Genomic DNA, 22167 nt, shown 5'->3' on the forward strand with positions numbered 1-22167 from the left:
CCGAGGGAAAACCCTTGACTATGAGCAAGGGCCCCTTCCAAACCGCCCCAAATGATCGTCAATCGCGGCCACTTGGTCTTTCCTTGGCTTTTTCATTCCCCTGGCATGAACAGTTCACCGAAAGAGTGACCCCCATCTGTGATCCATTCCTCACGCTCTGACAGGGCGTGAGGCTCTCGCGTGGATCACCGACCAACCACTACATGCGACGAACCGCATCGCAGGGGGTTCTATGAGATCCAACCGCGCCACCGCGCGCGCCGGAGTGAGCTTGGCGGCGACACTGCCTCTGCTCGCCGGTGCGCTGGCGCTCGGCATACCCGCGGCACACGCCACGGACGGCCCGAGCCGGGACACCCTCGCGGGCACCAGGCCCGCGTGGGCGACAGCGAAGGCGGACAAGGGAGCGGCGTCCGACAGCTCCCAGCTCTCGGCCCGGGTGTACTTCGCCGGCCGGGACGCCAAGGGTCTGGCGGCGTACGCCAGGTCCGTGTCCGACCCGCACTCGGCTTCGTACGGGAAATACCTCAGCGCCAAGAAGGCGCAGGCACGTTTCGGCGCCACCAAGGCCCAGGTCACCGCGGTGACCGACTGGCTCAAGTCGGCGGGCCTGAAGGTCACCGGAACGACGCAGCACTACGTCTCGGTGACCGGCGATGTCGCCGCCGCCGAAAAGGCGTTCGGTACCCAGCTGCACAACTACACCAAGGGCAAGAAGACTTACCGGGCGCCGTCGAAGACGGCTTCCGCGCCCGCCGCCCTGAACGGCGCCGTCCTGACCGTCACCGGCCTGGACAACGCTCCGCACAAGGCGCAGCACGCTGATCAACTGCCGGGTCCGGACGCGGTGTTCAAGAACTCCGGGCCGTTCTCCTCGTACTACGGCTCGAACACCGCGAGCACCCTGCCGGACGCGTACGGGAAGAAGATCCCGTACGCGATCCAGGGGTACACCGGCAAGCAGCTCCGTGCGGCGTACGGAGCGGGCAAGCGCACCGGCAAGAACGTGCGGGTCGCCATCACCGACGCGTACGCCTCGCCGACCATCGCGTTCGACGCCGCCACGTACGCCGGTAAGCACGGCGACGCCGCGTACACCAGCGGCCAGCTCCGTCAGGTGCTGCCCGCGACGTACACGAAGACCGAGGAGTGCGGGGCGGCCGGCTGGTACGGCGAGGAGACCCTCGACGTCGAGGCCGTGCACGCGGTCGCGCCGGGCGCGAGCATCACGTACGTGGGTGCCGCCTCCTGCTACGACGACGATCTGCTCGCCTCGCTCAACAAGATCGTCGACGGGCACCTGGCCGACATCGTCTCCAACTCGTGGGGCGACATCGAGGCCAGCCAGACCCCGGACCTGGCTGCCGCCTACGACCAGACCTTCCAGTTCGGCGCGGTCGAGGGCATCGGCTTCTACTTCTCCTCCGGTGACAACGGCGACGAGGTCGCCAACACCGGGACGAAGCAGGTCGACACCCCGGCCAACTCGGCGTGGGTGACGGCGGTCGGCGGTACCTCGCTGGCGGTCGGCAAGGGCGACAAGTACCTGTGGGAGACCGGCTGGGGCACCGAGAAGGCCACGCTGTCCACGGACGGCAAGAGCTGGACCGGGTTCCCGGGCGCGTTCACCTCGGGTGCGGGCGGTGGCACCAGCAAGACCGTGGCGGAGCCCTTCTACCAGAAGGGTGTCGTCCCGAACGCGCTGGCCAAGGCCAACAACGCCGCGGGTAACCGGGTCGTCCCGGACATCTCGGCGATCGCCGACCCCAACACCGGTTTCAAGGTCGGCCAGACGCAGACCTTCCCGGACGGGTCGGAGCAGTACAGCGAGTACCGGATCGGCGGCACCTCGCTGGCCGCTCCGGTGATCGCGGCGGTCCAGGCGCTCGCACAGGAGGCGCGCGGCGGCAAGGCGATCGGTTTCGCCAACCCGTCGATCTACTCCAAGTTCGGCTCGAAGGCGTACCACGACGTGACCGACACGCCCGGCGGCAAGCAGTACGCCGTCGCCCGTGTCGACTTCGTCAACGGCTTCGACGCGGCCGACGGTGTGGCCACCTCGGTCCGCAGCCTCGGCAAGGACAGCTCGCTGAAGGCCGTGAAGGGCTACGACGACGTCACCGGTGTGGGTTCCCCCGCCCCGGGCTACGTCGACTCGTTCAGCCGGCGCTGACCGGCGTTCGACGGACGATGCGCCCGCTTCCCCAGTGGAGGCGGGCGCATCGCGCGTTCTCCGGGATCCGCGCCCGCCGTGGGCACGTTCGGCGCAAGGCGCCCTTCTCGTCACGCCGGGATCGCGGCAGACCGCACCCGGTGTCCCCGGCACCCGGCGTCCGCCGTCCGCCGTCCGCCGTGGACGGTGGTCCGCCGCACACCCCGCGCCACATCGCGTCGCTCTGACGATTACACTGGCCGGGTGCCTCCTCTGAACTTCCGGTCGCTCTATCAGCACGGCTTCGCACGCGTCGCCGCCTGCACGGGCCACACCGTCATCGCGGACCCGCACGCCAACGCCGAGGCGGTCCTGCGCCAGGCGCGCCGTTGCGCCGACGAGGGTGTCGCCGTCGCCGTCTTCCCGGAGATGGGACTGTGCGGCTACTCGATCGAGGACCTGCTGCTCCAGGACGCGCTGCTCGACGAGGTCGAGGAGGCGCTCCGGGCGGTGGTGGCGGGGTCGGCGCAGCTCCTGCCGGTCCTGGTCGTGGGCGCCCCGCTGCGCCACCGCAACCGGGTCTACAACTGCGCGGTGGTGGTGCACCGGGGCCGGGTCCTCGGTGTCGTACCCAAGTCGTACCCGCCGAACTACCGGGAGTTCTACGAGCGCCGGCAGATCGCCGCGGGCGACGACGAGCGCGGCGGCGCGATCCGGGTCGGCGGGGAGTCCGTGCCGTTCGGCGTGGACCTGCTGTTCGCCGCCGAGGACGTACCGGGCCTGGTGCTGCACACGGAGATCTGCGAGGACATGTGGGTGCCGGTGCCGCCGAGCGCCGAGGCGGCCCTGGCGGGCGCCACCGTCCTCGCCAACCTCTCCGGCAGCCCGATCACCGTGGGCCGGGCCGAGGACCGCAAGCTGATGTGCCGTTCGGCGTCCTCACGCGGTATCGCCGCCTACGTCTACGCGGCGGCCGGCCTCGGCGAGTCGACCACCGACCTGTCCTGGGACGGCCAGACCATGATCTACGAGAACGGGGCGCTGCTGGCCGAGTCCGACCGCTTCCCCCTCGACGACCAGTTCGCCGTGGCGGACGTCGATCTCGACCTGCTGCGGCAGGAGCGGAGCCGGACGGGCAGCTTCGACGACAACCGGCGCACCCACGCCGCCCGCACCGCCGATTTCCGCACGCTGTCGTTCCGGCTCGACCCGCCGGCCGGCGACCTGGGGCTGCGGCGCCGTATCGAGCGCTTCCCGTTCGTGCCCGCGGACCCCGACCGGCTGGCCCAGGACTGCTACGAGGCGTACAACATCCAGGTCGCGGGGCTCCAGCAGCGGCTCGCGGCGATCGGCGGCCCGAAGGTGGTCATCGGGGTGTCCGGGGGTCTGGACTCCACGCACGCGCTGATCGTCGCCGCCCGCGCGATGGACCGGGCGGGCCGCCCGCGCGGCGACATCCTCGCCTTCACCCTGCCCGGCTTCGCCACCAGCGACCACACCAAGGGCAACGCGCACGAGCTGATGCGCTCCCTCGGCGTCACCGCGGCCGAGCTGGACATCACACCGACCGCCCGGCTGATGCTGGACGAGATGGGCCACCCCTTCGCCTCCGGCGAGCCGGTGTACGACGTCACCTTCGAGAACGTGCAGGCCGGACTGCGCACCGACTACCTGTTCCGGCTCGCCAACCAGCGCGGCGGCATCGTGCTCGGGACCGGTGACCTGTCGGAGCTGGCGCTCGGCTGGTCCACGTACGGCGTGGGCGACCAGATGAGCCACTACAACGTCAACTCGGGTGTGCCGAAGACGCTGATCCAGCATCTGATCCGCTGGGTCATCGGCAGCCACCAGTTCGGCGAGGACACCGACCGGACGCTCGCCGCGATCCTCGACACGGAGATCAGCCCGGAGCTGGTGCCGGGCGAGGAGATGCAGTCCACCGAGTCGAAGATCGGCCCGTACGCCTTGCACGACTTCACCCTCTTCCACGTACTGCGCTACGGCTTCCGGCCGTCGAAGATCGCCTTCCTGGCCTGGCACGCGTGGCACGACCCGGACGCGGGTGCCTGGCCGCCCGGCTTCCCCGAGGCCGAGCGGGTCGCGTACGACCTGCCGGAGATCCGGCGCTGGCTCGAGGTGTTCTGCCGCCGCTTCTTCGGGTTCGCGCAGTTCAAGCGCTCGGCCATGCCGAACGGGCCGAAGGTCTCGGCCGGTGGTTCGCTCTCGCCGCGCGGCGACTGGCGCGCGCCGTCCGACAGTTCGGCCCGTGTCTGGCTGCGCGACCTGGCCCGCTTCGACCCCCCGGGGTCGGAGGGCTGACCGTTCAGCGGCGCAGTGCCATTGATCTCTTCAACGAGGTGCAGTCGATCCTCAGCGACCCGGAGCGCCGGACAAACCCGGGCGGCGGCCGAAGCACGAGTTCTCGATGTCGATCAGGTGCGGCATCTGCGGCGGCCCGATGACCGTCGTCCATCACCTTTCGCCGACGGCTCGGAGATCTACGTCTGCCGCAACCGGGCTCCGTGGTGTCTATCGCTTGAGCTGAGCCAGGAAGTCGTCCACAAACTTCTCCACCTCGTGCAGGGTTTTCACTTCTTCCACGTTGAGGCGCTCGACGAACGCCACTCCGGCATGGCGGAGCTGCCGGTCGCGGCTGTGATCGGAAGCGGCCCGGTCCCTGTGATGCGGACCGTCGAGCTCGATGACGGCAACGCGTCCGCGATACGTGATCAGGAAATCGGGTTCGAGGACACGCCTGCGGACCCGCATCCCACCGAGCGGCATGATCCCGATGGTCTCGTTGTCCGGCAGGGAGGCTTGTCGCTTCTTGAGAGTCTGGTACAGCTCAAGCTCGTACTGATTCGTGAAGTAAAGCTGGTCCTCCACCCGGTGATCAGGCTCAAGCCGGACCTTGCGGCCTTGATTGCTGGGCTTCGGGCCGTTCGCGGTCTTCACCTGCTCCCGCCAGCGAGCAGCAAGTCGAGGAATCTCCGGGCGGACGTGGAACTCATCGATGTCCTTGCCCGCCGGCCCGAGCACCATGCCCATGGCCCTCTCGATGCCCTTCAGCGCTGCCTCGTCGTATCGGGGGTATAGGTGAGGCTGCACCATGAGCACGATCCTGTAGCCCTCTTCGTCGAACTGCGTGTTCCACAGCCTGACCTCCAGCGAGGTCACGTCAGCGATCAACTCGGCAATTTCCGGGACTCCCTGATGCTGCATAAGGAGCGCGCTCGTGCCCAGCAGCCACTCACTGACGACGGGGATGTTCTGCGGCGCGTCCAAGGCGATGGACATGTCGGGCGAGGCCAGCTCGTCACTCATGGACGGAATTGTGGCAGGCGCCGCTGACAACGGAAGGGCGTGAACGTCAAGCGGCCAGGATGAACTGATCATCCTGGCCGCCCTGTTGAAGCGGGGCTACTGTGCTGCCTCCTGCGCGACCCAGATGCGGGTCATGATCCTGAGCAGGTCAGGGTCGATCAGCTCGACATCGTCGGCGTGCTCGCGGTGCGCCCAGACGTCACGGCCAGGCCCCGAGTTGCCGAGCTCGTACATGATGATCACACCATCGGCAGGATCGGTAATCACCTCGTCGCAGGCGCGGCAGACGTGGACACTCATGCCTGACCACCACCGGGGCGGTGACACCCGCAGCCGCATCGCTTGATCAGCAGCAGGCCGTTCGAGTGCGGCATCGGCACGTCCGTGATCTGCCTGCACTCGCGGTGCAGATCGTCGTAGCCCGGCCGCTTCGCCAGCGTGCATTCGGCGGACAGGGTCACCTCGCCGGTGGTCGGGGCGCTCACGCGCAACCCCGGCGCAGAGCATCGGCAAGTTTCAGCGCAACGTCGGCGCGCACTCGCCCCAGGTTGATCAGATTCAAGGCAGGGGAGGCCATGTCGGCTCCCAGGGACTGCAGGACGATCCCGGCCGTCGCCAATGCTCCACGCAGCACCTCAACCGCATCGGCGGCTTCGGTCGTGCCCGACTTCTGTGCAATGGTCATGACCTAAGCGTTGAGACCCGCCAGTTGAGGCGCTACCAGATATTCACGGATATTCTGGGGTCGCGATGACTTATGCGCAGACTTCCTCTCGTGCCCTCACCGAAGGCGTAGCCGACGAGCAAGACGCGACGCAAAGCTGATCTGAAGGCACGCAGTGATCCACACTCGACGAGAGGGGCATGATCATGAGGCGACTGCGCTTCAACGGCACTGGCAGCGGAGAGGGCGGCTGCCCGTCCGTGCACGAGGACGTGGACAGCGGCGAGGTCATCGTTCACGGGCCGCCGCTCAGCGACCCCGGGGACATCGCACAGCTCCGGCACCTCGGAGAGGGAGAGGTACCGATCGTCGTGCCTCGTGAACTGATCGTGGACTGGGGGCCCAAGGAGGTGACGCGCGCCGCGAGGATCATCGACCTGAACGTGTTCGGACAGCTCTTCGAGCGGTTCGAGCACACCGCCTGGCGGCTGGAGACCCGGCGCCGGTACGCCTCTGACGAGGCAACCGACACGTGGGCGCAGTTCGTCCGGGGCGAGGCGCCTGCGTGGGACCTGACCACCCCGTGGTCCGTGACGATCCGCGAGAAGACAACGGGCGGCGCGAGGGTCGGCCGCGTGCGACTGGTTGACGACCCGGCGACCGAGGGACAGCGCTACCTGCTCGCGTACGCCGAGAAGAACACCGCCTTGGGCGAGGACATCCGCAGCCTCTCGCGCGCCGAGGCCGATCGCTTGGGCCTCCCCGCAGAGGACTTCTGGATCTTCGACTCCCGGCTGGTGGCGCTCCTCCGGTTCGACGCCGACGACAACTTCACCGACGTCGAGTTGATCACCGAGCCCGCCGAGGTGATCAGGTACGCCATGGTCCGGGACGCGGCCATGCATCACGCTGTCCCGTACGAGGACTTCGCAGCCGACATGGGCACCAGGGAGCAGTGAGTCCATCCGGTGAGCACCGACTTCCAGCAGGCACGAGCGGCTCTCGGTGAGCGACTCCGGGAGCTGCGCGAGTCTGCCCCCGGCGGTCGGCTCACCGGCACGATCCTGGCAGAGCGGCTGGGGTGGCCCCAGTCGAAGATCAGCAAGCTGGAGAACGGCAAGCAGACGGCCACGGCCGACGAGCTCAGTGCCTGGGCCTCGGCCACCGGCCACCCGGAGGCGGACGGGGAACTCCTCGCCCGTCTCCGTGGACTTGAGTCCCACATCCGCAGTTGGCGGCGCCAACTGGCCTCGGGTCACAAGGCCGTCCAGGACGCACACAACGAGGCTCAAGCGCGATCGGCGGTGCTCCACGCCTGGGAGTCGTCGTGGATCGTCGGCGTGCTCCAGACGCCCGACTATGCACGGGCGATTCTCAGCAGATTCACCGAACTGCACGGCTCAGTGCGGGATATCGAGACGGCTGTGCGCTCCCGCATGAAGCGCCAGGAGGGCCTCTACAGCGCGGGCCGGAAGTATCACGTCCTCCTCTGGGAGCCCGTGCTGCGCGCGTTGATCTGCCCGCCCTCAGTGCTGGCCGCACAGCTCGACCGGCTCTCCGGCGTGATCGGCCTGGACACCGTGGAGCTTGGGATCGTGCCCCTCGGCGCGTCTCTGAAGATCCCGCCGGGCGGGGGCTTCTGGGTCTACGACGAACATCAGGTCGTCGTAGAGAACTGGCACGCCGAGCTCTGGCTCGACGACGCCGACAGCGTCGCGACTCACCTCAAGGTCTGGCGCACCCTCCGCGAGTCAGCCGTCTTCGGCACCGACGCCCAGAACCTGATCAGCCGTGCGCGCCGGGACCTCAACGTCACCTGACACGTACGCGCTGAGGCACGTCGCCTGAGCAGCGGAGTCCGCGAGCCGGCGGTTACGTCGAGCCGACGAAGGCAAATCCACCAGGACGGGCACAGCGCCAACGCCATTGGCCCCAGAATCTCGTACATGGCTGCTGCTTCCTGCACTGACCCGTCATGGTGGGCCGACTGGCCCAAGCTGGCGGGATGGGCTGCGTTCGCACTCACGCTTACGACTGGTGCTTGGAGGTGGTGGGTGCGGAAGCGCTTCAAGATCGCTCTTGGCCCCGAGGCCGAGGCACTCCGCACACAGCTCGTCCAGTTCCGCTCCCTGCTGGAAGACGTGACCTCGGGCCCTAAGTACGCCGACTGGTTCCGGCACGATGACCAGCGTGGGGTTGGCCGCGCTTTGAGCGATTCCGCTGCGCGTCGCGATGACGAGACACTCAAGCTCGCCATGACACGCGTGGCCGACGCATGGAAAGAGATCTTCACACTTGCACCTACTGACCGGACACGGGTGCGGTTCCTCGGCGGGATCGAAGAGACCCGCTATCGCCAGCAGGACGCCTGCCGCGCTGCAAGCGATCGTGAGAAGTTCAGCAAGATGACAGAAGTGGCCCACACAGCTCAGATCGACGTCGAGATCGCTATCGACCGGCTCAACTCCCTGGAACGCAAGACCCACGGCCGGTGAGCTGCCGCCAACGCGTCCGAGGCGCTGCGAAGTCGAAACCTCCCGGCCCCCGACCCGCCCCCGGTGGAGATGGTCACCCGGCGCTCGGCGGATCAAGAGCCTGGCGCAGCCGATCAAACTGCGCCCGACGAGCCGGAGAGGGTGATCGCGACGCTACCGAGCAGTAGCAACGTCGGCAGCTCCAGGGCCCGAACCGGCGCCTCGGCGAGTCGATCGTGCGCGGAGGCGACCTCTGTGATCAGGACCGCGAAGCGATCGAGACGTGGCCGCCGACGCTGCGGGCACGGCTGGCTGACCGCCGTCTCAGCACGATCTTCATGGGGAGGTCGTAGCGCTCCGAACTGCGGAACCTAGACCCGACCCGGGCCGCCTCTACGCCCCAGGCCCAGTATTCCAGGAGGTGACTCCTCCCCACTGGATAAATCCGGGGGGCTTCTCCTGTCGGTGGCTAGGCCACGTCGGGAAGGACCAGCCCGGCCCTGACAGCGACGTTGAGTGCGCCGACCATGTCGGCGTTGGCGGTGTGCCCGCACTTCACGCACTCAAACTTCTCCTGTGTGGCGCGGTTCTCGCCGGACACGTGCCCGCATTGGGGGCACGTGCGGGAGGTGTTGCGGGGGTCCACGGGAACCAGCATGCGACCGGCGCTTTCAGCCTTGTGCGCGAGGATGCCCAGGAACACCCCCCAACCCGCGTCGTGGATGCTCTTGTTCAGCCCGGCCTTGGCCGCCGTGCCGTTGGGCAGGAAGGCGCCGGGGGCGTCGGGATCGGGCTTGGCCTTGGGGGCGCGGACCATGTTCGCGATGCTCAGGCGTTCGTGCGCGATCACATCGTAGGTGCGGACCATCGTGAGGGCGGTCTTGTGGGCGTGGTCGGCGCGCTGCCGCTTGACCTTGCGGTGCAGTTGGGCGACTTTCTCCACGGTCCGGCGGTGCTTGGCCGACCGGTTGTCCCGCTTCCTTCGGGGGAACGCCTCAAGGGCGCGCTGGGCGTTGGCCAGGGCTGCGGCGTTGCGCTTGCCGTGGCGGGGGTTGGCGACGTACTCACCCTCGGAGGTGGTCAGGAAGTGGGCAACGCCCAGATCGATGCCGGTCACCGCGCCCGTCGCGGGCAGCGGCTCGGCGGGGACCTCGTCGCAGGCCAGGACGACGTACCACTGCCGGCCCTCACGCTTCACGCTGACCGTCTTGACTCGGCCCTTGACCGCGCGGTGCCGGTGCACGCGGATGTGCCCGACGCCCTGGAGGCGTACCCGGGTGACCGAGTCGTGGGGGGTGGAATCCCAGCGGCACCCATCACCGTCCTTCGGGAACTGAACGGTGTCAAACCAGTTCACGCCCCGGAAGCGGGGGTAGCCCGGCTTCTCGCCGGCTTTGACACGGCGGAAGAACGCCTGCATCGCCTTGTCCAGACGGCGCAGCGTGGCCTGCTGGGAGGAGAACGACCAGCGTCCCTGACGCTCGGGGTCGAACGCCCGGATGTCCTTGAGCTGGGCCGACTGGTCGCCGTACTTCACCGAGGTCTTCGAGACATGCCGATAGGCGTCCTGGCGCTCCTGTAGCGCCCCGTTGTAGAGCGAGCAGTGATCCCGCAGCATCTCGCCCAGCGCCTGCTCCTGGCGCACCGTGGGACGGAGGAGGAACTTATACGCGCGGTGCACGGTCCCCTCCTCTTCCTTCTTCCGCTTGTTGGTCCAGGGGCGTTCCCACTGGGTGTTGATGTACTGCTCGACCGTGTCCGCGCCGACCGAGGCAACGAAGAACGACGACGACCACAGGGTAGGCATCCGCGACTTCAGGTGCGGAAACTCCTCGCGCAGGACGCGGGAAGTGAAGCCCTTGAACTGGTTCGCAACGTAGGACGCGGAGGCCTTCGGCTCGTGCTTGACGAAGAGATGGACGTGGTCGGGCATCACCTCCAGGGCGATGATCTCCCAGCCCTTCTCCACCGCCTTCGCTTCGATCAACTCACGCAGTCGGACCGCGACCCGGCGGCGGTACTTCGGGCACCACACGACATGCAGTCCCAAGTCGTACACGCCGCCGGAATACCGGCGGACCTTCCGAGTCACAGCCACAATCGCCAATATGTGCACGGCACGTGTCTAGTATCTGCCGATACCGGCAACCCGAGGCCGATCGTGCAGATCCGTGAACAAAGTTGAGGTCAGAGCAGCACTGAGAAGCGATTCCCCCATCCCTGGAGGCGCGGGTCCCCTCGCTAGGTCCTGATGGAAGACGCGATTCAAGGAGGTCAAGACGCGCTTGCGTCCACCTTGACGCGGGCGGCGACCGGGAGGTGGTCGCTGCCCGTCGCGGGCAGGGTCCAGGAGGTCACCGGCTCGATGCCCTTGACCATGATCTGGTCGATCCGGGCCATCGGGAACGACGCCGGCCAGCTGAACCCGAAGCCGCTGCCCACCGCGCCCTGCGTGGAACGCATCTGCGCGGTGACCGCGTTCAGGGCCCGGTCGTTCATCGTGCCGTTCAGGTCACCGAGCAGGACGACCCGCTCGACCGGCTCGTCGGCGATCGCCTCGCCCAGCGCGTTCGCGCTCTTGTCGCGCTGCCGGGCGGTGAACCCGGCCTTCATCTTCACCCGCACCGAGGGCAGATGGGCCACGTACACCGCGACCCGGCCGGCCGGCGCCGACACGGTGGCCCGCATGGCACGCGTCCAGCCCAGCTTGATGTCCACCGGCCGGATATCACTGAGCGGGTACTTGCTCCACAGCCCGACGGTGCCCTGCACCGAGTGGTACTTGTAGGTCGGGGCGAGCGCCTTCTCGTACACCGGGACCGCCGAGGCCGTCAGTTCCTCCAGCGCGAGCACGTCGGCACCCGAGGCGGCCACGTCACGGGCGGTGCCGGACGGGTCCGGGTTGTCGGCGTTGACGTTGTGGGTGGCGACGGTCAGATCGCCGCCGCCGCCGGTCTTGTCGGTGAGCAGTCCACCGAAGAGGTTCAGCCAGACCACGCCGGTCAGCAGCACGGCGATCAGGGCACTGGCCGACTTCCGCACGAAGGCGAGGACCAGCAGGACCGGGATGAACACCCCGAGCCACGGCAGGAAGGTCTCCGTGAGGCTGCCGAGGTTGCCGATCCGGTTCGGGATCCGCCCGTGCGTCAGCATCACGAGGGCGAGCAGCAGCGCGAGGGCGCCGAGGACCAGCCCGCGCCGCCAGATGCCGCGGTCACCGCGCCAGCCGTCGAGCAGGCGCCGAAGCCGGGACTCTCTGCGCTCCGGCCCCCGACCGTCGCTGCCCGTCTCCGTCATATACGCCTGCGCCATACCGTCGCCTCACAAACTGCCGTGCGCACCATCTGCCCCTCGACTACGACCCTAGGGGATGTTCGGTGTCGTTCTCGCCGTCCATGACGGCCGTACAGGCAAGGTGACGTTCAACTTCCCGCCCGGAGTTCCGCATACGGGCACACGATGCGCGCTCTGTGACGAAACGCGCACATTCACCCCGTCAGAAACAGGTCGTGTCACGGCCGGGCGGGGCGCAGGCCCTCCAGCAGCGTGTCGACGATCCGTTCGGCGAGACCCTCGGGAAGTTCGGTGTCCGGACGCATGACGGAGCGGACGAGCATCGGGCCGACGAACATGTCGTTGAGCAGTTCGATGTCGACGTCGTCGCGGAGTTCGCCGTTCTCCTGGCCGCGGCGCAGCACCTCGTAGCCCAGCTGGCGTCTGGGGGCTACGACCGTGGCGTCGTACGCGGCCCACAGTTTGGGGCTGCTCTTCATCTGCGCGTAGACGTTGTGCAGGATCGCCGACGAGCGGCTGACCAGGCCGCGCCGGCGCAGCGACTCCAGCAGGACGACGAGGTCATCGCGCATGGAGACGCCGGGCAGTTCGGGGTCCGCGGGCTCGGCGCCGCGCAGTACGTCGACGAAGAGCTCTTCCCTCCCGCTCCAGCGGCGGTAGATCGTCGCCTTGCCGACGCCGGCGGTGCGCGCGAGGCGTTCGATGGAGATGTCCGCGAGCGGGACCCCGTCCTCCAGGAGCTTCATCACGCCCTCGACGATGGCGCGCTCCACCGCCTCGCTGCGGGGACGTCCCCGGCCGGGGCACCCTTGCCTGTCTCGGCTGTCCGCGAGGCTCACGTCGAACTCCGTTCAATCGTTGACCGGGTGTCATTCTCTCCCGTGTACGACGACGGCGGGCACCCCGGCCCGGGGTGCCCACGGTCGCGTACGCCGGCGTCAGTCCTGTCCGAGGTCGGCCGTCACCAACTCGCCCTCGCCCTCGCCCGCCTGCGGGGCCTCGGGACGGCCCGGCAGGAACAGGGCGACGACCACCGCGCCGATGACCGCGACACCGGCGCCGCACAGGGCGGTGACGTGCATGGCGTGCAGGAACGCGTCGTGGGCCGGGGTGACCAGCGCCTTGCCCTGCGGGCCGAGCTTCGCGGCGACGCCGAGGGTGGCCTCGATGGACTCTCCCGCGGTGTGCCGCAGGGGGGCCGGGACGTGGTCGAGCTTGCCCTCGATGCCGTTGCGGTAGGCCGTGGAGAGCACGGAGCCGAGGACCGCGATACCGAGGGCGCCGCCGACCTGACGGAAGGTGTTGCTCAGCGCGGAAGCGGAACCGGCCTTCTCGCGCGGCAGCGCCTGCATGATGACGACGCTGGTCGGGGTCATGATGTGCGCCATGCCGGCGCCCATCAGGAAGAAGATGACTTCGAGGAGCCAGATCGGGGTGTCCGCCTCCAGGGTGGCGAACGCGGTCAGCGTCGCGGCGATGATCACCAGGCCCGCCGTGCAGGTGACGCGGTTGCCGAAGCGGTCCACGACCAGCCGGGCGCGCGGGGCGAAGATGAGCTGGGCCACGGCCAGCGGCAGCATCAACAGGCCGGTCTGCAGCGGCGAGTAACCCCGCACGCTCTGGGTGTAGAAGACCGAGAAGAAGGTCACGCCCATGAGCGCGAAGAAGACCAGGGCTATGGCCGACATCGCGGCCGAGAAGACCTTGTTCTTGAAGTACGTGACATCGATGGACGGGTGGTCGCTGCGCTTCTCGAACACCACGAAGGCGACGAGGACGGCAAGACCGGCGCCGATGGTCGCGAGGACGCGCGCGTCGGTGAAGTCGGCGAGCTGGCCGCCCTTGATGATGCCGTAGACGAGCAGGACGAGGCCGATGACGGAGAGGACGACGCCGACCGGGTCGAGGCGGCCCGGGTTCGGGTCGCGGGAGTCGGGGACCAGCCAGACCATCAGACCGATCGCGAGGATCACGATCGGCACGTTGATGAGGAAGACCGAGCCCCACCAGAAGTGGTCGAGCAGCACACCGCCGGTGATCGGCCCGATCGCGATGGCGAGGCCGACGCCGCCGGCCCAGATGCCGATGGCCTTGGGCTGCTCGTCGCGCTCGAAGACGTTCATCAGGACGGCGAGGGTGGCGGGCATCACGAAGGCGGCGCCGAGACCCATCAGCGCGCGGAACGCGATGAGCTGGACCGGCGAGCCGGACTCGGCCGCGAGCGCGGAACCGATACCGAAGACGGTGAGACCGGCGAGCAGCACCTTCTTGCGGCCGAGCCGGTCACCGAGGAGGCCCGAGGTGAACAGGAGTCCGGCGAAGACGAGGGTGTAGGCGTTGATGGCCCACTCCAGCTCACCCTGCGTGGCGCCGAGCCCGGTGGGCGCCGGGGTCGAGATCGTCTTGATCGCGACGTTCAGGATGGAGTTGTCGAGCACCACGATCAGCAGGCTCAGCATGAGCGCGCCGAGGATGGCCCAGCGGCGCCGGTGCACCGCCTCGGGTACCCGTCGTTCGAGCGGAGGAGCGGAAGTTGTCATGGCAACCACCCTAGGGGTAATTCGATACGACACCGTCTCGTATCGGAAATGCTTTACGCAGAACTTACGAAGAGACCTGGGCCACCCGTGAGGGACCTAGGCCCTTGGCCGGAGACGGGCGGCCGGCCGGGAGCGGGCGTGGTCGGCAGCGGGTGCGGCATGGCGGGCGAGGCGGCCGGGAGCGGGCGTGGTGTGAACGACATCGAGTCCGGTGAGCCCGGTCTAGCCGCGCGTAGCACGAGGTGCCACCATGGAGGTGATCCGGGGACGCCGTCAGGGTGCCTCGAGATGACAGAAGGAGCCGTTGCGATGACGCAGCTCTCTGCTGCCCAGAAGCAGCCTGCGGAGGGTGCCCTCAAGGCCACCGACAGCAGCAAGGCGCTGTACGGAGGCAAGACCACCCGCCGTATCACGGTGCGCGACATCACCGCCGCCAAGGAGCGCGGCGAGAAGTGGCCCATGCTCACCGCCTACGACGCGATGACCGCGTCGGTCTTCGACGAGGCCGGCATCCCGGTCATGCTCGTCGGCGACTCGGCGGGCAACTGCCACCTGGGGTACGAGACGACCGTCCCCGTCACCATGGACGAGATGACCATGCTGTCCGCCGCGGTCGTACGGGGCACCAGCCGCGCCCTGATCGTCGGCGACCTGCCCTTCGGGTCCTACCAGGAGGGTCCGGTGCAGGCCCTGCGCTCGGCGACCCGCCTGGTCAAGGAGGCCGGGGTGGGCGCAGTGAAGCTGGAGGGCGGAGAGCGATCGCACCGCCAGATCGAGCTGCTGGTGGAGTCCGGCATCCCGGTGATGGCGCACATCGGCCTGACCCCGCAGTCCGTGAACGCCATGGGCTACCGCGTCCAGGGCCGGGGCGAGGAAGCCGCGCAGCAACTGCTGCGGGACGCCAAGGCCGTCCAGGACGCGGGCGCGTTCGCCGTCGTCCTCGAACTGGTCCCGGCCGAGCTCGCCGCCGAGGTCACGCGCACCCTGCACATCCCGACCGTCGGCATCGGCGCGGGCCCCGAGACCGACGCGCAGGTCCTGGTGTGGACCGACATGCTCGGCCTGACCGGCGGCAAGATGCCGAAGTTCGTCAAGCAGTACGCCGACCTGCGCGGCATCATGGGCGACGCGGCGAAGGCGTTCGCCGAGGACGTGGTCGGCGGGACGTTCCCGCTGGAGGAGCACTCCGTCCGCTAGCCCTCGCGTACGCCAACCCTCGCGTACGCCGGCCCTCGCCTCCGTCCGTCCGAGGCCCCCGCGGGAACGCGCGACCACCGAGGCCCCTGAGCCACTGCGGCACGAGAGACAACCCGCCGATCTTCCCCCGTCGGCGGGTTGTCGCCTTTCCGCGCCCTCTCCGCGTGCTCTCCACGTCCCTTCCGCACCCCTTCCGGGTCCTGTCGGTCGACTGTCGGTCGGCTGTCGGCGACCTATCGGTAACGACCCGAACCTGTCGGCATCCTGTCGGTCGTTTGTCGGTGGGGACTGGCACCTTGATGGACATGACGCGAATCGACAACACGCCCCGACAAGCCGCGGACGGCCGCAGCGCCGTCACCGTACGGGGGCTGGTCAAGCACTACGGCGAGACCAAGGCGCTGGACGGGATCGACCTGGACGTGCGCGAGGGCACCGTCCTCGGAGTCCTCGGCCCCAACGGCGCCGGCAAGACCACCCTCGTCCGCTGCCTGTCCACCCTCATCACCCCCGACGCCGGAACGGCCACGGTCGCAGGCTTCGACGTGCTGAAGCAGCCCCGGCAGCTGCGCCGGGTGATAGGCCTCACCGGCCAGTACGCCTCGGTCGACGAGAAGCTCCCCGGCTGGGAGAACCTCTACATGATCGGGCGGCTGCTCGACCTGCCCCGCAAGGAGGCCCGCCGCCGCGCCGACGAGCTCCTGGAGCGCTTCTCCCTCACCGAGGCCGCCAAGCGCCCGGCGTCGACGTACTCCGGCGGTATGCGCCGCCGGCTCGACCTCGCCGCCTCGATGATCGGCAGCCCGGCCGTGCTGTACCTGGACGAGCCGACGACCGGCCTCGACCCGCGCACCCGCAACGAGGTGTGGCAGGAGGTCAAGCGCATGGTCGCCGACGGCGTCACCGTGCTGCTCACCACGCAGTACATGGAGGAGGCCGAGCAGCTCGCCTCCGAGCTGACGGTCATCGACCGCGGCAAGGTCATCGCCGGCGGCCGGATCGACGAGCTGAAGGCCCGCGTCGGCGGACGGACGCTGCGGATCCGCCCGGCGGACCCGCTGCAACTGCGCCCGCTGGCCACCATGTTCGACGAGCTGGGACTCACCGGCCTCGCCACCACGATGGTGGACAGCGAGACCGACAGCGTGCTGGTCCCGATCCTCAGCGACGAGCAGCTCACCGCCGTGGTCGGCGCGGTCACCGCGCGCGGCATCACGATCGCCTCCATCTCCACCGAACTGCCCACTCTGGACGAGGTGTTCCTCTCCCTCACCGGCCACAAGGCCAGTGCCCCGCAGGACGAGAACCCCGCCCGCGCCTACGAGGAGGTCTCCGCATGAGCACCGCCACCGTCACCGCCACCGCCGAAGCCCCCCTCGCCGTCGAGGCCGACGCCCGCATCTCGCCGCGTGCGCACGCCCGCCACATCGGCGCCCTGATCCGCCGCAATCTGCTGTGGATCCGCCAGGACCCCGAGTCGATGTTCGACGCCGTCCTGATGCCGATCATCTTCACCCTGCTGTTCGTGTACGTCTTCGGCGGCTCCATCGGGCAGTCGCTGGGCGGCGGCCAGGACGTGTACGTGCAGTACGTGATCCCCGGCCTGATGGCGATGACGACCATGAACATGGCGACAGCCGTCGGCACCGGCTTCAACGAGGACTTCCACAAGGGGGTGATGGACCGCTTCCGCACCCTGCCGATCGGCCGGGGCTCCGTGCTCTTCGCCAAGATCGTCGTGGAGCTGATGCGGATGATCGTCGCCACCACGGTCCTCATGATCGTGGGCGTACTGGTGGGCTTCCACATCACGAACTGGCCGGGCCTGTTCGCCTCCGTGGGGCTCGCCGCCCTGTTCTCCTCGGCCCTGATGTGGATCTTCCTGGTCCTCGGGGTGACGATGAAGAACGCCCAGTCCGTCCAGGCGATGGGCTTCCTGGTGCTGTTCCCGCTGCAGTTCGGCTCGTCGATCTTCACACCGACCGGGACCATGCCCGGCTGGCTGCAGACCTTCACCGACTACAACCCGCTGTCCAACCTCGCGGACACCGCTCGGGGTCTGATGGTGGGCGGACCGGTCGCGCACGACCTGTGGCTGACCCTCGGCTGGTCGGCTGCCATCACCCTGGTGATGGCGCCCATCGCCATCCACAAGTTCCGCACCAAGAGCTGACGTCCGACGCACGGACCCGGCCCCGTCACCGGGGCCGGGGCGCGCCGGTTCGCGTCCGCGCCTCAGATGAGGGCGGTGGCCTCCTCCTCGGAGAGGCCGCCGCCCTCCGCGTGTGCCGCCTCGTACGCCGCGTCGCCGAGCAGCGCCCGCGCCCCCGTCTCGGCCTGCTCGCGCACCCCGACCTCCATGGGACCGGCGACGTGGCCCGGCGGCAGCAGTGCGTCCGCGGCGCCCAGCAGGCGGGCCGCGTCCCGGGCTCGACTGCCGCCGTCCAGACCGGTGAGAGCTATCGCGGCCGTGGTCAGATGGGCGGAAGGCATGTGCGGCGCGATCATCCGCGACAGCCGGTCGGTGGACCGCTCCATCGCCAGCCGCGCCTTGTCCAGGGCGCTTTCGCTGCGCCCGTCGATCGCGTCCAGCCAGGCCTCGATTCCGAGCATGAACCCGTCGAAGACGACGAAGGAGCCGGCTGCGAAGTCCTGACGGAGCAGCCGTATCTGCTCGCGCGCCTCGGCGACCCGGCCGCTGCGGCCGAGCCAGGTCGCGAGGAAGAGGTGGGCCGCCGGCAAGGCCTCGTTGTGGGCACCGTGTCCGTTCGCCAGGACCTCGCGGATCATCCGCTCGCCCTGCTCGGGGTCCCCCAACTCGATGTACATGCCGCCGAGCCGGACGCTGAGCACCGCACTCTGGGCGCGCGCGCCCAGACGCTCGGCGTACTTCCCCGCCTCCGCGTAGTCCGCGGCCGCGGCCCGGAAGTCGCCCTTGCGTTCATGCGCCTCCCCACGCGCGGAGAGGGATTCGGCGGCGCCCCAGGCGTCACCGATGCGTCCGAAGAGCTCCAGTGCCTCGTCCGCGTCCACGGTGGCGTCGCCCGCCATGTCGGCGCGGTTGGCGAGGACGTTGGCGCGCATCTGGAGGGCGGTGGCCAGTTCCCAGTCGTAGCCGAGTTCGCGGCAGGTGCTGACCGTCTTGTTGATCACCTCGGTGAACCGCTCCATCGTGCCGGTGAGCAGCACGGCGTAGAACCAGAGGTAGCCGGGGGTACGGCAGGTCTGCGGCATCCCGGGCTCGTAGGTCACGCTGATGGTACGGAGCTTCTCCTGGGCCTCCGGGGTCTGCCAGGCCCCCATGTCCATGTCCATATAGGCGAGATGGACGAGGTGGACGCCGCGCCGGGCCTCTTCGAGGACCTCCTCGCGCATCGGCGGCGGCGAGTCCGTGCAGCGCTCGTACAGCGGGACGGCCGGGCGCACGGGCGGTGCGAAGGGGTCGGGGCCGAGGCCCATCACCTCCTTGGACCAGGCGCGGGCGTCGACGCGCTGGTCTCGGATCTGCCAGTACCAGGCCAGCGAGAGGACCATGCACAGCGCCTCCTGCTCGTCGCGTTCGGCGACGGCGTGCCGCAGGGCGGTGCGCAGGTTCTCGTACTCGCGCTCGATGAGGTCGATCGCGGCACGCTGTCCTGGGCCGCGCAGCAAGGCGTCGGTGGTGCGGGCGAGTTCGCGGTAGTACGTGAGATGGGCGCGCTCGGTGGCCTCGCGGGCGCCGGACTCGTCCAGGCGTTCGCCCGCGTACTCGGCGACGGTCTCCAGCAGCCGGTAGCGCATCTCCAGGTCCGCTTCGCCCGAAGGGGCGGCGACGACAAGGGACTTGTCGACGAGCGAGCCGAGGACGTCCAGCGCGGCCGGACCGAAGACGGCCTCGGCGGCGGCGAGGTCGCAGCCGCCCGCGAACACCGACAGCCGCCCGAGAGCGTCCCGTTCGGCCTCGTCGAGCAGGTCCCAGGACCAGTCGACGACGGCGCGCAGGGTCTGCTGCCGGGGCAGCACGGTACGGCTGCCCGAGGTCAGCAGCCGGAACCGGTCGTCGAGCCGGTCGGCGATCTGGCGCGGGGTGAGCATCCGCAGCCGGGCGGCGGCGAGTTCGATGGCGAGCGGGAGGCCGTCGAGGCGTCGGCAGATCTCGGCGGCCGCCTCGGGGTCGTCCTCGACACGGAAACCGGGCCGGGCCGCGGAACCCCGGTCGGCGAGCAGCCGCAGCGCGACGGGCTCCGGCAGCGGATCCACCGGGCGCAGCAACTCCCCCGGTATGCCGAGGGGTTCACGGCTGGTGGCGAGCACGGTCACACCGGGACAGCGTTCCAGGAGGGCCTCGGCGAGGTGCGCGGCGGCGTCGACGACATGTTCGCAGTTGTCGAGGACGATCAGCATCCGGCGCTTGGCGCAGTGTTCGGCGAGCCGGGTGAGCGGGTCGTCGTGCCGGTCGGCCACGGCCCGCATCTCCTCGGCACCGGCTCCGCGCAGCACGGTCTCGCGGGCGCCGACGGCGGTCAGCACGGCCTCGGGCACGGCCTTCGGGTCGTCCACCGGGGCCAGTTCGGCCAGCCACACCCCGTCCGGAAGGGTGGGGGCCAGCGCCTCGGCCGCCTCCTGCGACAACCGTGTCTTGCCCGCCCCGCCGGGCCCGAGCAGGGTCACGAGCCGGGCCGCCGCGAGATCGCCCCGGATGGCATCGATGTCCTTCTCCCGTCCCACGAAGGACGTGAGCCGGGCACGGAGGTTGCCGGGCGGCGGTGACGCGGGGCGGGTACGGGTGCCGGACGACGGCCCGGGGGCGTGGGTGGCCTCGCCTTCGGCGGGGGCGGTGACGTCCGGGGAGTGGCGGCCGTCGACTTGGACCGGCCGCCCGGCGCCCGCGCGTACGACGGCGGCATCCGAGACGCCGGTGTTGATGCCGGTGCCGACGCCGGCGCCCCCGCCCCCGGCCGGGGCTGCGGTGTGCGCGCCCGGAGCGGGGGCGCCCTCGGCGGAGGCGGACACGGAGGGGTGGGCGGGAGCCGGGGCCGGGGCCGGGGTCGAGGTTGCGGCTGGGTCCGGGACCGGGGCGGACGTGGGTCCCGTGACCGGGCCGGTGTGCCTTGCGGTGCCGGAACGCACACCCACCCCGTCGCGGACTCCGGCCCGGTCCCGGGGTCCGGCCAGCAGTTCCGCGTGCAGGGAACGCAGCTCGGGACCCGGGTCCGAGCCCAGGCGGTCGGCGAGGAGCGCGCGTACGGACTCGTAGGCGGCGAGGGCCTCGGCGGGCCGGCCCGCGTCACGCAGCGCCCGCAGCCGCAGGAGGTGCAGCGGCTCGTCGAGCGGGTGCAGATCGCAGAGGGCCGTGAGCTCGGGCAGGGCCTGATCGGCGTGGCCGAGGGCGACGCCCGCGGTGAGGCGGGCCCGCCGGACGTCGAGACGGCGGGTCTCCCAGCGGGCCGACTCGGCGGCGCGGTCCGGGAGATCGGCGAGGGCCGGGCCGTGCCACAGGGCGAGCGCGTCGTCCAGGGCGGCGGCCGCCTTCGCGGGGTCGCCGTCGACGAGGGCGCGGGTGCCCTCCCCCGCGAGCCGCTCGAAACGGTGCAGGTCGACGTCGTCGGACGACGCCGCCAGCCGGTAGCCGCCCTCGACCGACTCCACCGCGTCCGCGCCGAGCGCCCTGCGCAGCCGCCCGACCAGCGCCTGCAGCGCGCCGGGCGCGTCCGCCGGCGGGTCGCCGTCCCACACCTCGTCGACCAGGACGGCGGCGGAGACGGTCCGTCCGGGCCGCAGCGCGAGAACGGTCAGCAGGGCACGCAGCCGCGCCCCGCCGACCGGGACGGCCGTACCGTCGGGGCGGAGTGCCTGGGTGGTGCCGAGGATGCGATAGCGCACGGGGTCCATTGTCTCCGGTGACGTCAGGTGCCGGGGGCGGGTAGCTCGAGCTCGGCAAGGACTCCGGCCCGGCCCTCGCCGAACCACTTGGGGCTGCGGTGGACGGCCTCCAGCGACCGCGCCGCCGTCCCCGGTCCCCAGCCGCGCGAGCCGGTGACGGTCTCCGCGAGATCCTGGTGCACCACGTGGATCGTACGGACCGTACCGGTCGTCTCGGACCACTGGGCACCGTGCCGTTCGACGGTGAGCAGGCCGGTCCTCCCGACCCGTCGTCCCGGGCCGGTTCCGGCACCGTCCCCGTGCTCGTCCACGTCCCCGCCTGCATCCGCGTCCCAGCCGGTATCCACGTTCCCGCCCCCCTTCCCGAGCTCACCGAGCTCACCGGGATCGCCGGAATCACCGGGGAGTGCCACGATCAGGCCGTCGTCCGCGCGCAGCATCCGGATCACCCCGTCCTCGTAAGACACCGGTTCCACCGTCGCCGCGATCTCGCTGAGCTCCTCGGACCAGCCCCCTCCGAGCACGTCGTCCGCGTCTCCCAGCAGAAGCGGCCAGCTCACCTCGTCCCCCACCGAGAACGGGGTGCCGCAGCACTCCATCTGCCAGTCCGCGTAGAACACCCACCATCGCCCCATCCCCCCACCCTCCCCGGAACCAATG

General features: G+C 69.8%; 18 protein-coding genes and 1 pseudogene. 8 read left to right on the plus strand and 11 right to left on the minus strand.

Going from position 1 to position 22167, the window contains the following annotated elements; translation table 11 throughout:
• The first annotated feature begins 232 nt into the window (after positions 1-232).
• Positions 233-2173 (plus strand): protease pro-enzyme activation domain-containing protein, encoded by a 1941-nt coding sequence (locus tag ACFYW8_RS31485; RefSeq protein WP_389084747.1) that lies wholly within the window; start codon positions 233-235, stop codon positions 2171-2173.
• A 252-nt stretch (positions 2174-2425) separates the two neighbouring features.
• Positions 2426-4471 carry an NAD(+) synthase gene (locus tag ACFYW8_RS31490; RefSeq protein ID WP_389085085.1) on the plus strand — a complete coding sequence of 682 codons (2046 nt, stop codon included), beginning with the start codon at positions 2426-2428 and terminating at the stop codon, positions 4469-4471.
• A gap of 210 nt (positions 4472-4681) precedes the next feature.
• Here the strand turns inward: ACFYW8_RS31490 and ACFYW8_RS31495 are convergent, their stop codons facing one another.
• From ACFYW8_RS31495 to ACFYW8_RS31510, 4 genes are all read right to left on the minus strand, one after another.
• The gene (locus ACFYW8_RS31495; protein WP_389084752.1) at positions 4682-5476 is read right to left on the minus strand and encodes a DUF559 domain-containing protein; all 795 of its coding nucleotides are present in this window, start codon (positions 5474-5476) and stop codon (positions 4682-4684) included.
• Between the two features lie 96 nt (positions 5477-5572).
• Positions 5573-5776, minus strand: a complete 204-nt coding sequence (locus ACFYW8_RS31500; RefSeq protein ID WP_389084757.1) for a hypothetical protein — start codon at positions 5774-5776, stop codon at positions 5573-5575.
• Positions 5773-5961 carry a hypothetical protein gene (locus ACFYW8_RS31505; protein WP_389084762.1) on the minus strand — a complete coding sequence of 63 codons (189 nt, stop codon included), beginning with the start codon at positions 5959-5961 and terminating at the stop codon, positions 5773-5775. Before ACFYW8_RS31505 ends, ACFYW8_RS31500 begins: the two co-directional genes overlap by 4 nt.
• On the minus strand, positions 5958-6161 hold the full coding sequence (locus ACFYW8_RS31510; RefSeq protein WP_389084767.1) for a hypothetical protein: 204 nt from the start codon (positions 6159-6161) through the stop codon (positions 5958-5960). The genes ACFYW8_RS31505 and ACFYW8_RS31510 overlap by 4 nt, the downstream gene beginning before the upstream one ends.
• 182 nt (positions 6162-6343) lie before the next feature.
• On the opposite strand from ACFYW8_RS31510, the gene ACFYW8_RS31515 reads away from it, so the two are divergent.
• From ACFYW8_RS31515 to ACFYW8_RS31525, 3 genes are all read left to right on the plus strand, one after another.
• Positions 6344-7099 (plus strand): DUF6879 family protein, encoded by a 756-nt coding sequence (locus ACFYW8_RS31515; protein WP_389085090.1) that lies wholly within the window; start codon positions 6344-6346, stop codon positions 7097-7099.
• Between the two features lie 9 nt (positions 7100-7108).
• On the plus strand, positions 7109-7960 hold the full coding sequence (locus tag ACFYW8_RS31520) for a helix-turn-helix domain-containing protein (RefSeq protein ID WP_389084771.1): 852 nt from the start codon (positions 7109-7111) through the stop codon (positions 7958-7960).
• Positions 7961-8194: 234 nt separating this feature from the next.
• Positions 8195-8635: a hypothetical protein gene (locus tag ACFYW8_RS31525; RefSeq protein ID WP_389084775.1), complete on the plus strand. Its 441-nt coding sequence runs from the start codon at positions 8195-8197 to the stop codon at positions 8633-8635.
• Positions 8636-9083: 448 nt separating this feature from the next.
• Here the strand turns inward: ACFYW8_RS31525 and ACFYW8_RS31530 are convergent, their stop codons facing one another.
• The 5 genes and pseudogenes from ACFYW8_RS31530 to ACFYW8_RS31550 all read right to left on the minus strand — a co-directional run bounded on the left by ACFYW8_RS31530 (position 9084) and on the right by ACFYW8_RS31550 (position 14448).
• Positions 9084-10295 (minus strand): RNA-guided endonuclease InsQ/TnpB family protein, encoded by a 1212-nt coding sequence (locus ACFYW8_RS31530; RefSeq protein ID WP_389085095.1) that lies wholly within the window; start codon positions 10293-10295, stop codon positions 9084-9086.
• Positions 10296-10334: 39 nt separating this feature from the next.
• A pseudogene (gene tnpA / locus ACFYW8_RS31535) lies at positions 10335-10712 on the minus strand (IS200/IS605 family transposase); the annotation flags it as partial.
• Between the two features lie 176 nt (positions 10713-10888).
• Entirely contained in the window at positions 10889-11926 is a 1038-nt protein-coding gene (locus tag ACFYW8_RS31540; protein ID WP_389084779.1) for an endonuclease/exonuclease/phosphatase family protein, read from the minus strand.
• A 200-nt stretch (positions 11927-12126) separates the two neighbouring features.
• Entirely contained in the window at positions 12127-12747 is a 621-nt protein-coding gene (locus ACFYW8_RS31545) for a TetR/AcrR family transcriptional regulator (protein WP_389084784.1), read from the minus strand.
• A 99-nt stretch (positions 12748-12846) separates the two neighbouring features.
• On the minus strand, positions 12847-14448 hold the full coding sequence (locus tag ACFYW8_RS31550; protein WP_389084789.1) for an MFS transporter: 1602 nt from the start codon (positions 14446-14448) through the stop codon (positions 12847-12849).
• Positions 14449-14757: 309 nt separating this feature from the next.
• On the opposite strand from ACFYW8_RS31550, the gene panB reads away from it, so the two are divergent.
• The 3 genes from panB to ACFYW8_RS31565 all read left to right on the plus strand — a co-directional run bounded on the left by panB (position 14758) and on the right by ACFYW8_RS31565 (position 17818).
• Positions 14758-15645, plus strand: a complete 888-nt coding sequence (gene panB, locus ACFYW8_RS31555) for a 3-methyl-2-oxobutanoate hydroxymethyltransferase (RefSeq protein ID WP_389084794.1) — start codon at positions 14758-14760, stop codon at positions 15643-15645.
• Positions 15646-15950: 305 nt separating this feature from the next.
• Positions 15951-16985: an ATP-binding cassette domain-containing protein gene (locus tag ACFYW8_RS31560; protein WP_389084799.1), complete on the plus strand. Its 1035-nt coding sequence runs from the start codon at positions 15951-15953 to the stop codon at positions 16983-16985.
• Positions 16982-17818 (plus strand): ABC transporter permease, encoded by an 837-nt coding sequence (locus ACFYW8_RS31565; RefSeq protein ID WP_389084803.1) that lies wholly within the window; start codon positions 16982-16984, stop codon positions 17816-17818. The genes ACFYW8_RS31560 and ACFYW8_RS31565 overlap by 4 nt, the downstream gene beginning before the upstream one ends.
• A 62-nt stretch (positions 17819-17880) precedes the next feature.
• Here ACFYW8_RS31565 and ACFYW8_RS31570 read toward each other — a convergent pair whose 3' ends face one another.
• Positions 17881-21516, minus strand: coding sequence for a BTAD domain-containing putative transcriptional regulator (locus tag ACFYW8_RS31570; RefSeq protein ID WP_389084807.1), 3636 nt, complete (start codon positions 21514-21516; stop codon positions 17881-17883).
• Positions 21517-21530: 14 nt separating this feature from the next.
• On the minus strand, positions 21531-22142 hold the full coding sequence (locus tag ACFYW8_RS31575) for a DUF6578 domain-containing protein (protein ID WP_389084811.1): 612 nt from the start codon (positions 22140-22142) through the stop codon (positions 21531-21533).
• Positions 22143-22167: the final 25 nt, after the last annotated feature.

The sequence above is a fragment of the Streptomyces sp. NPDC002742 genome (assembly GCF_042888885.1).
GTDB lineage: Bacteria > Actinomycetota > Actinomycetes > Streptomycetales > Streptomycetaceae > Streptomyces.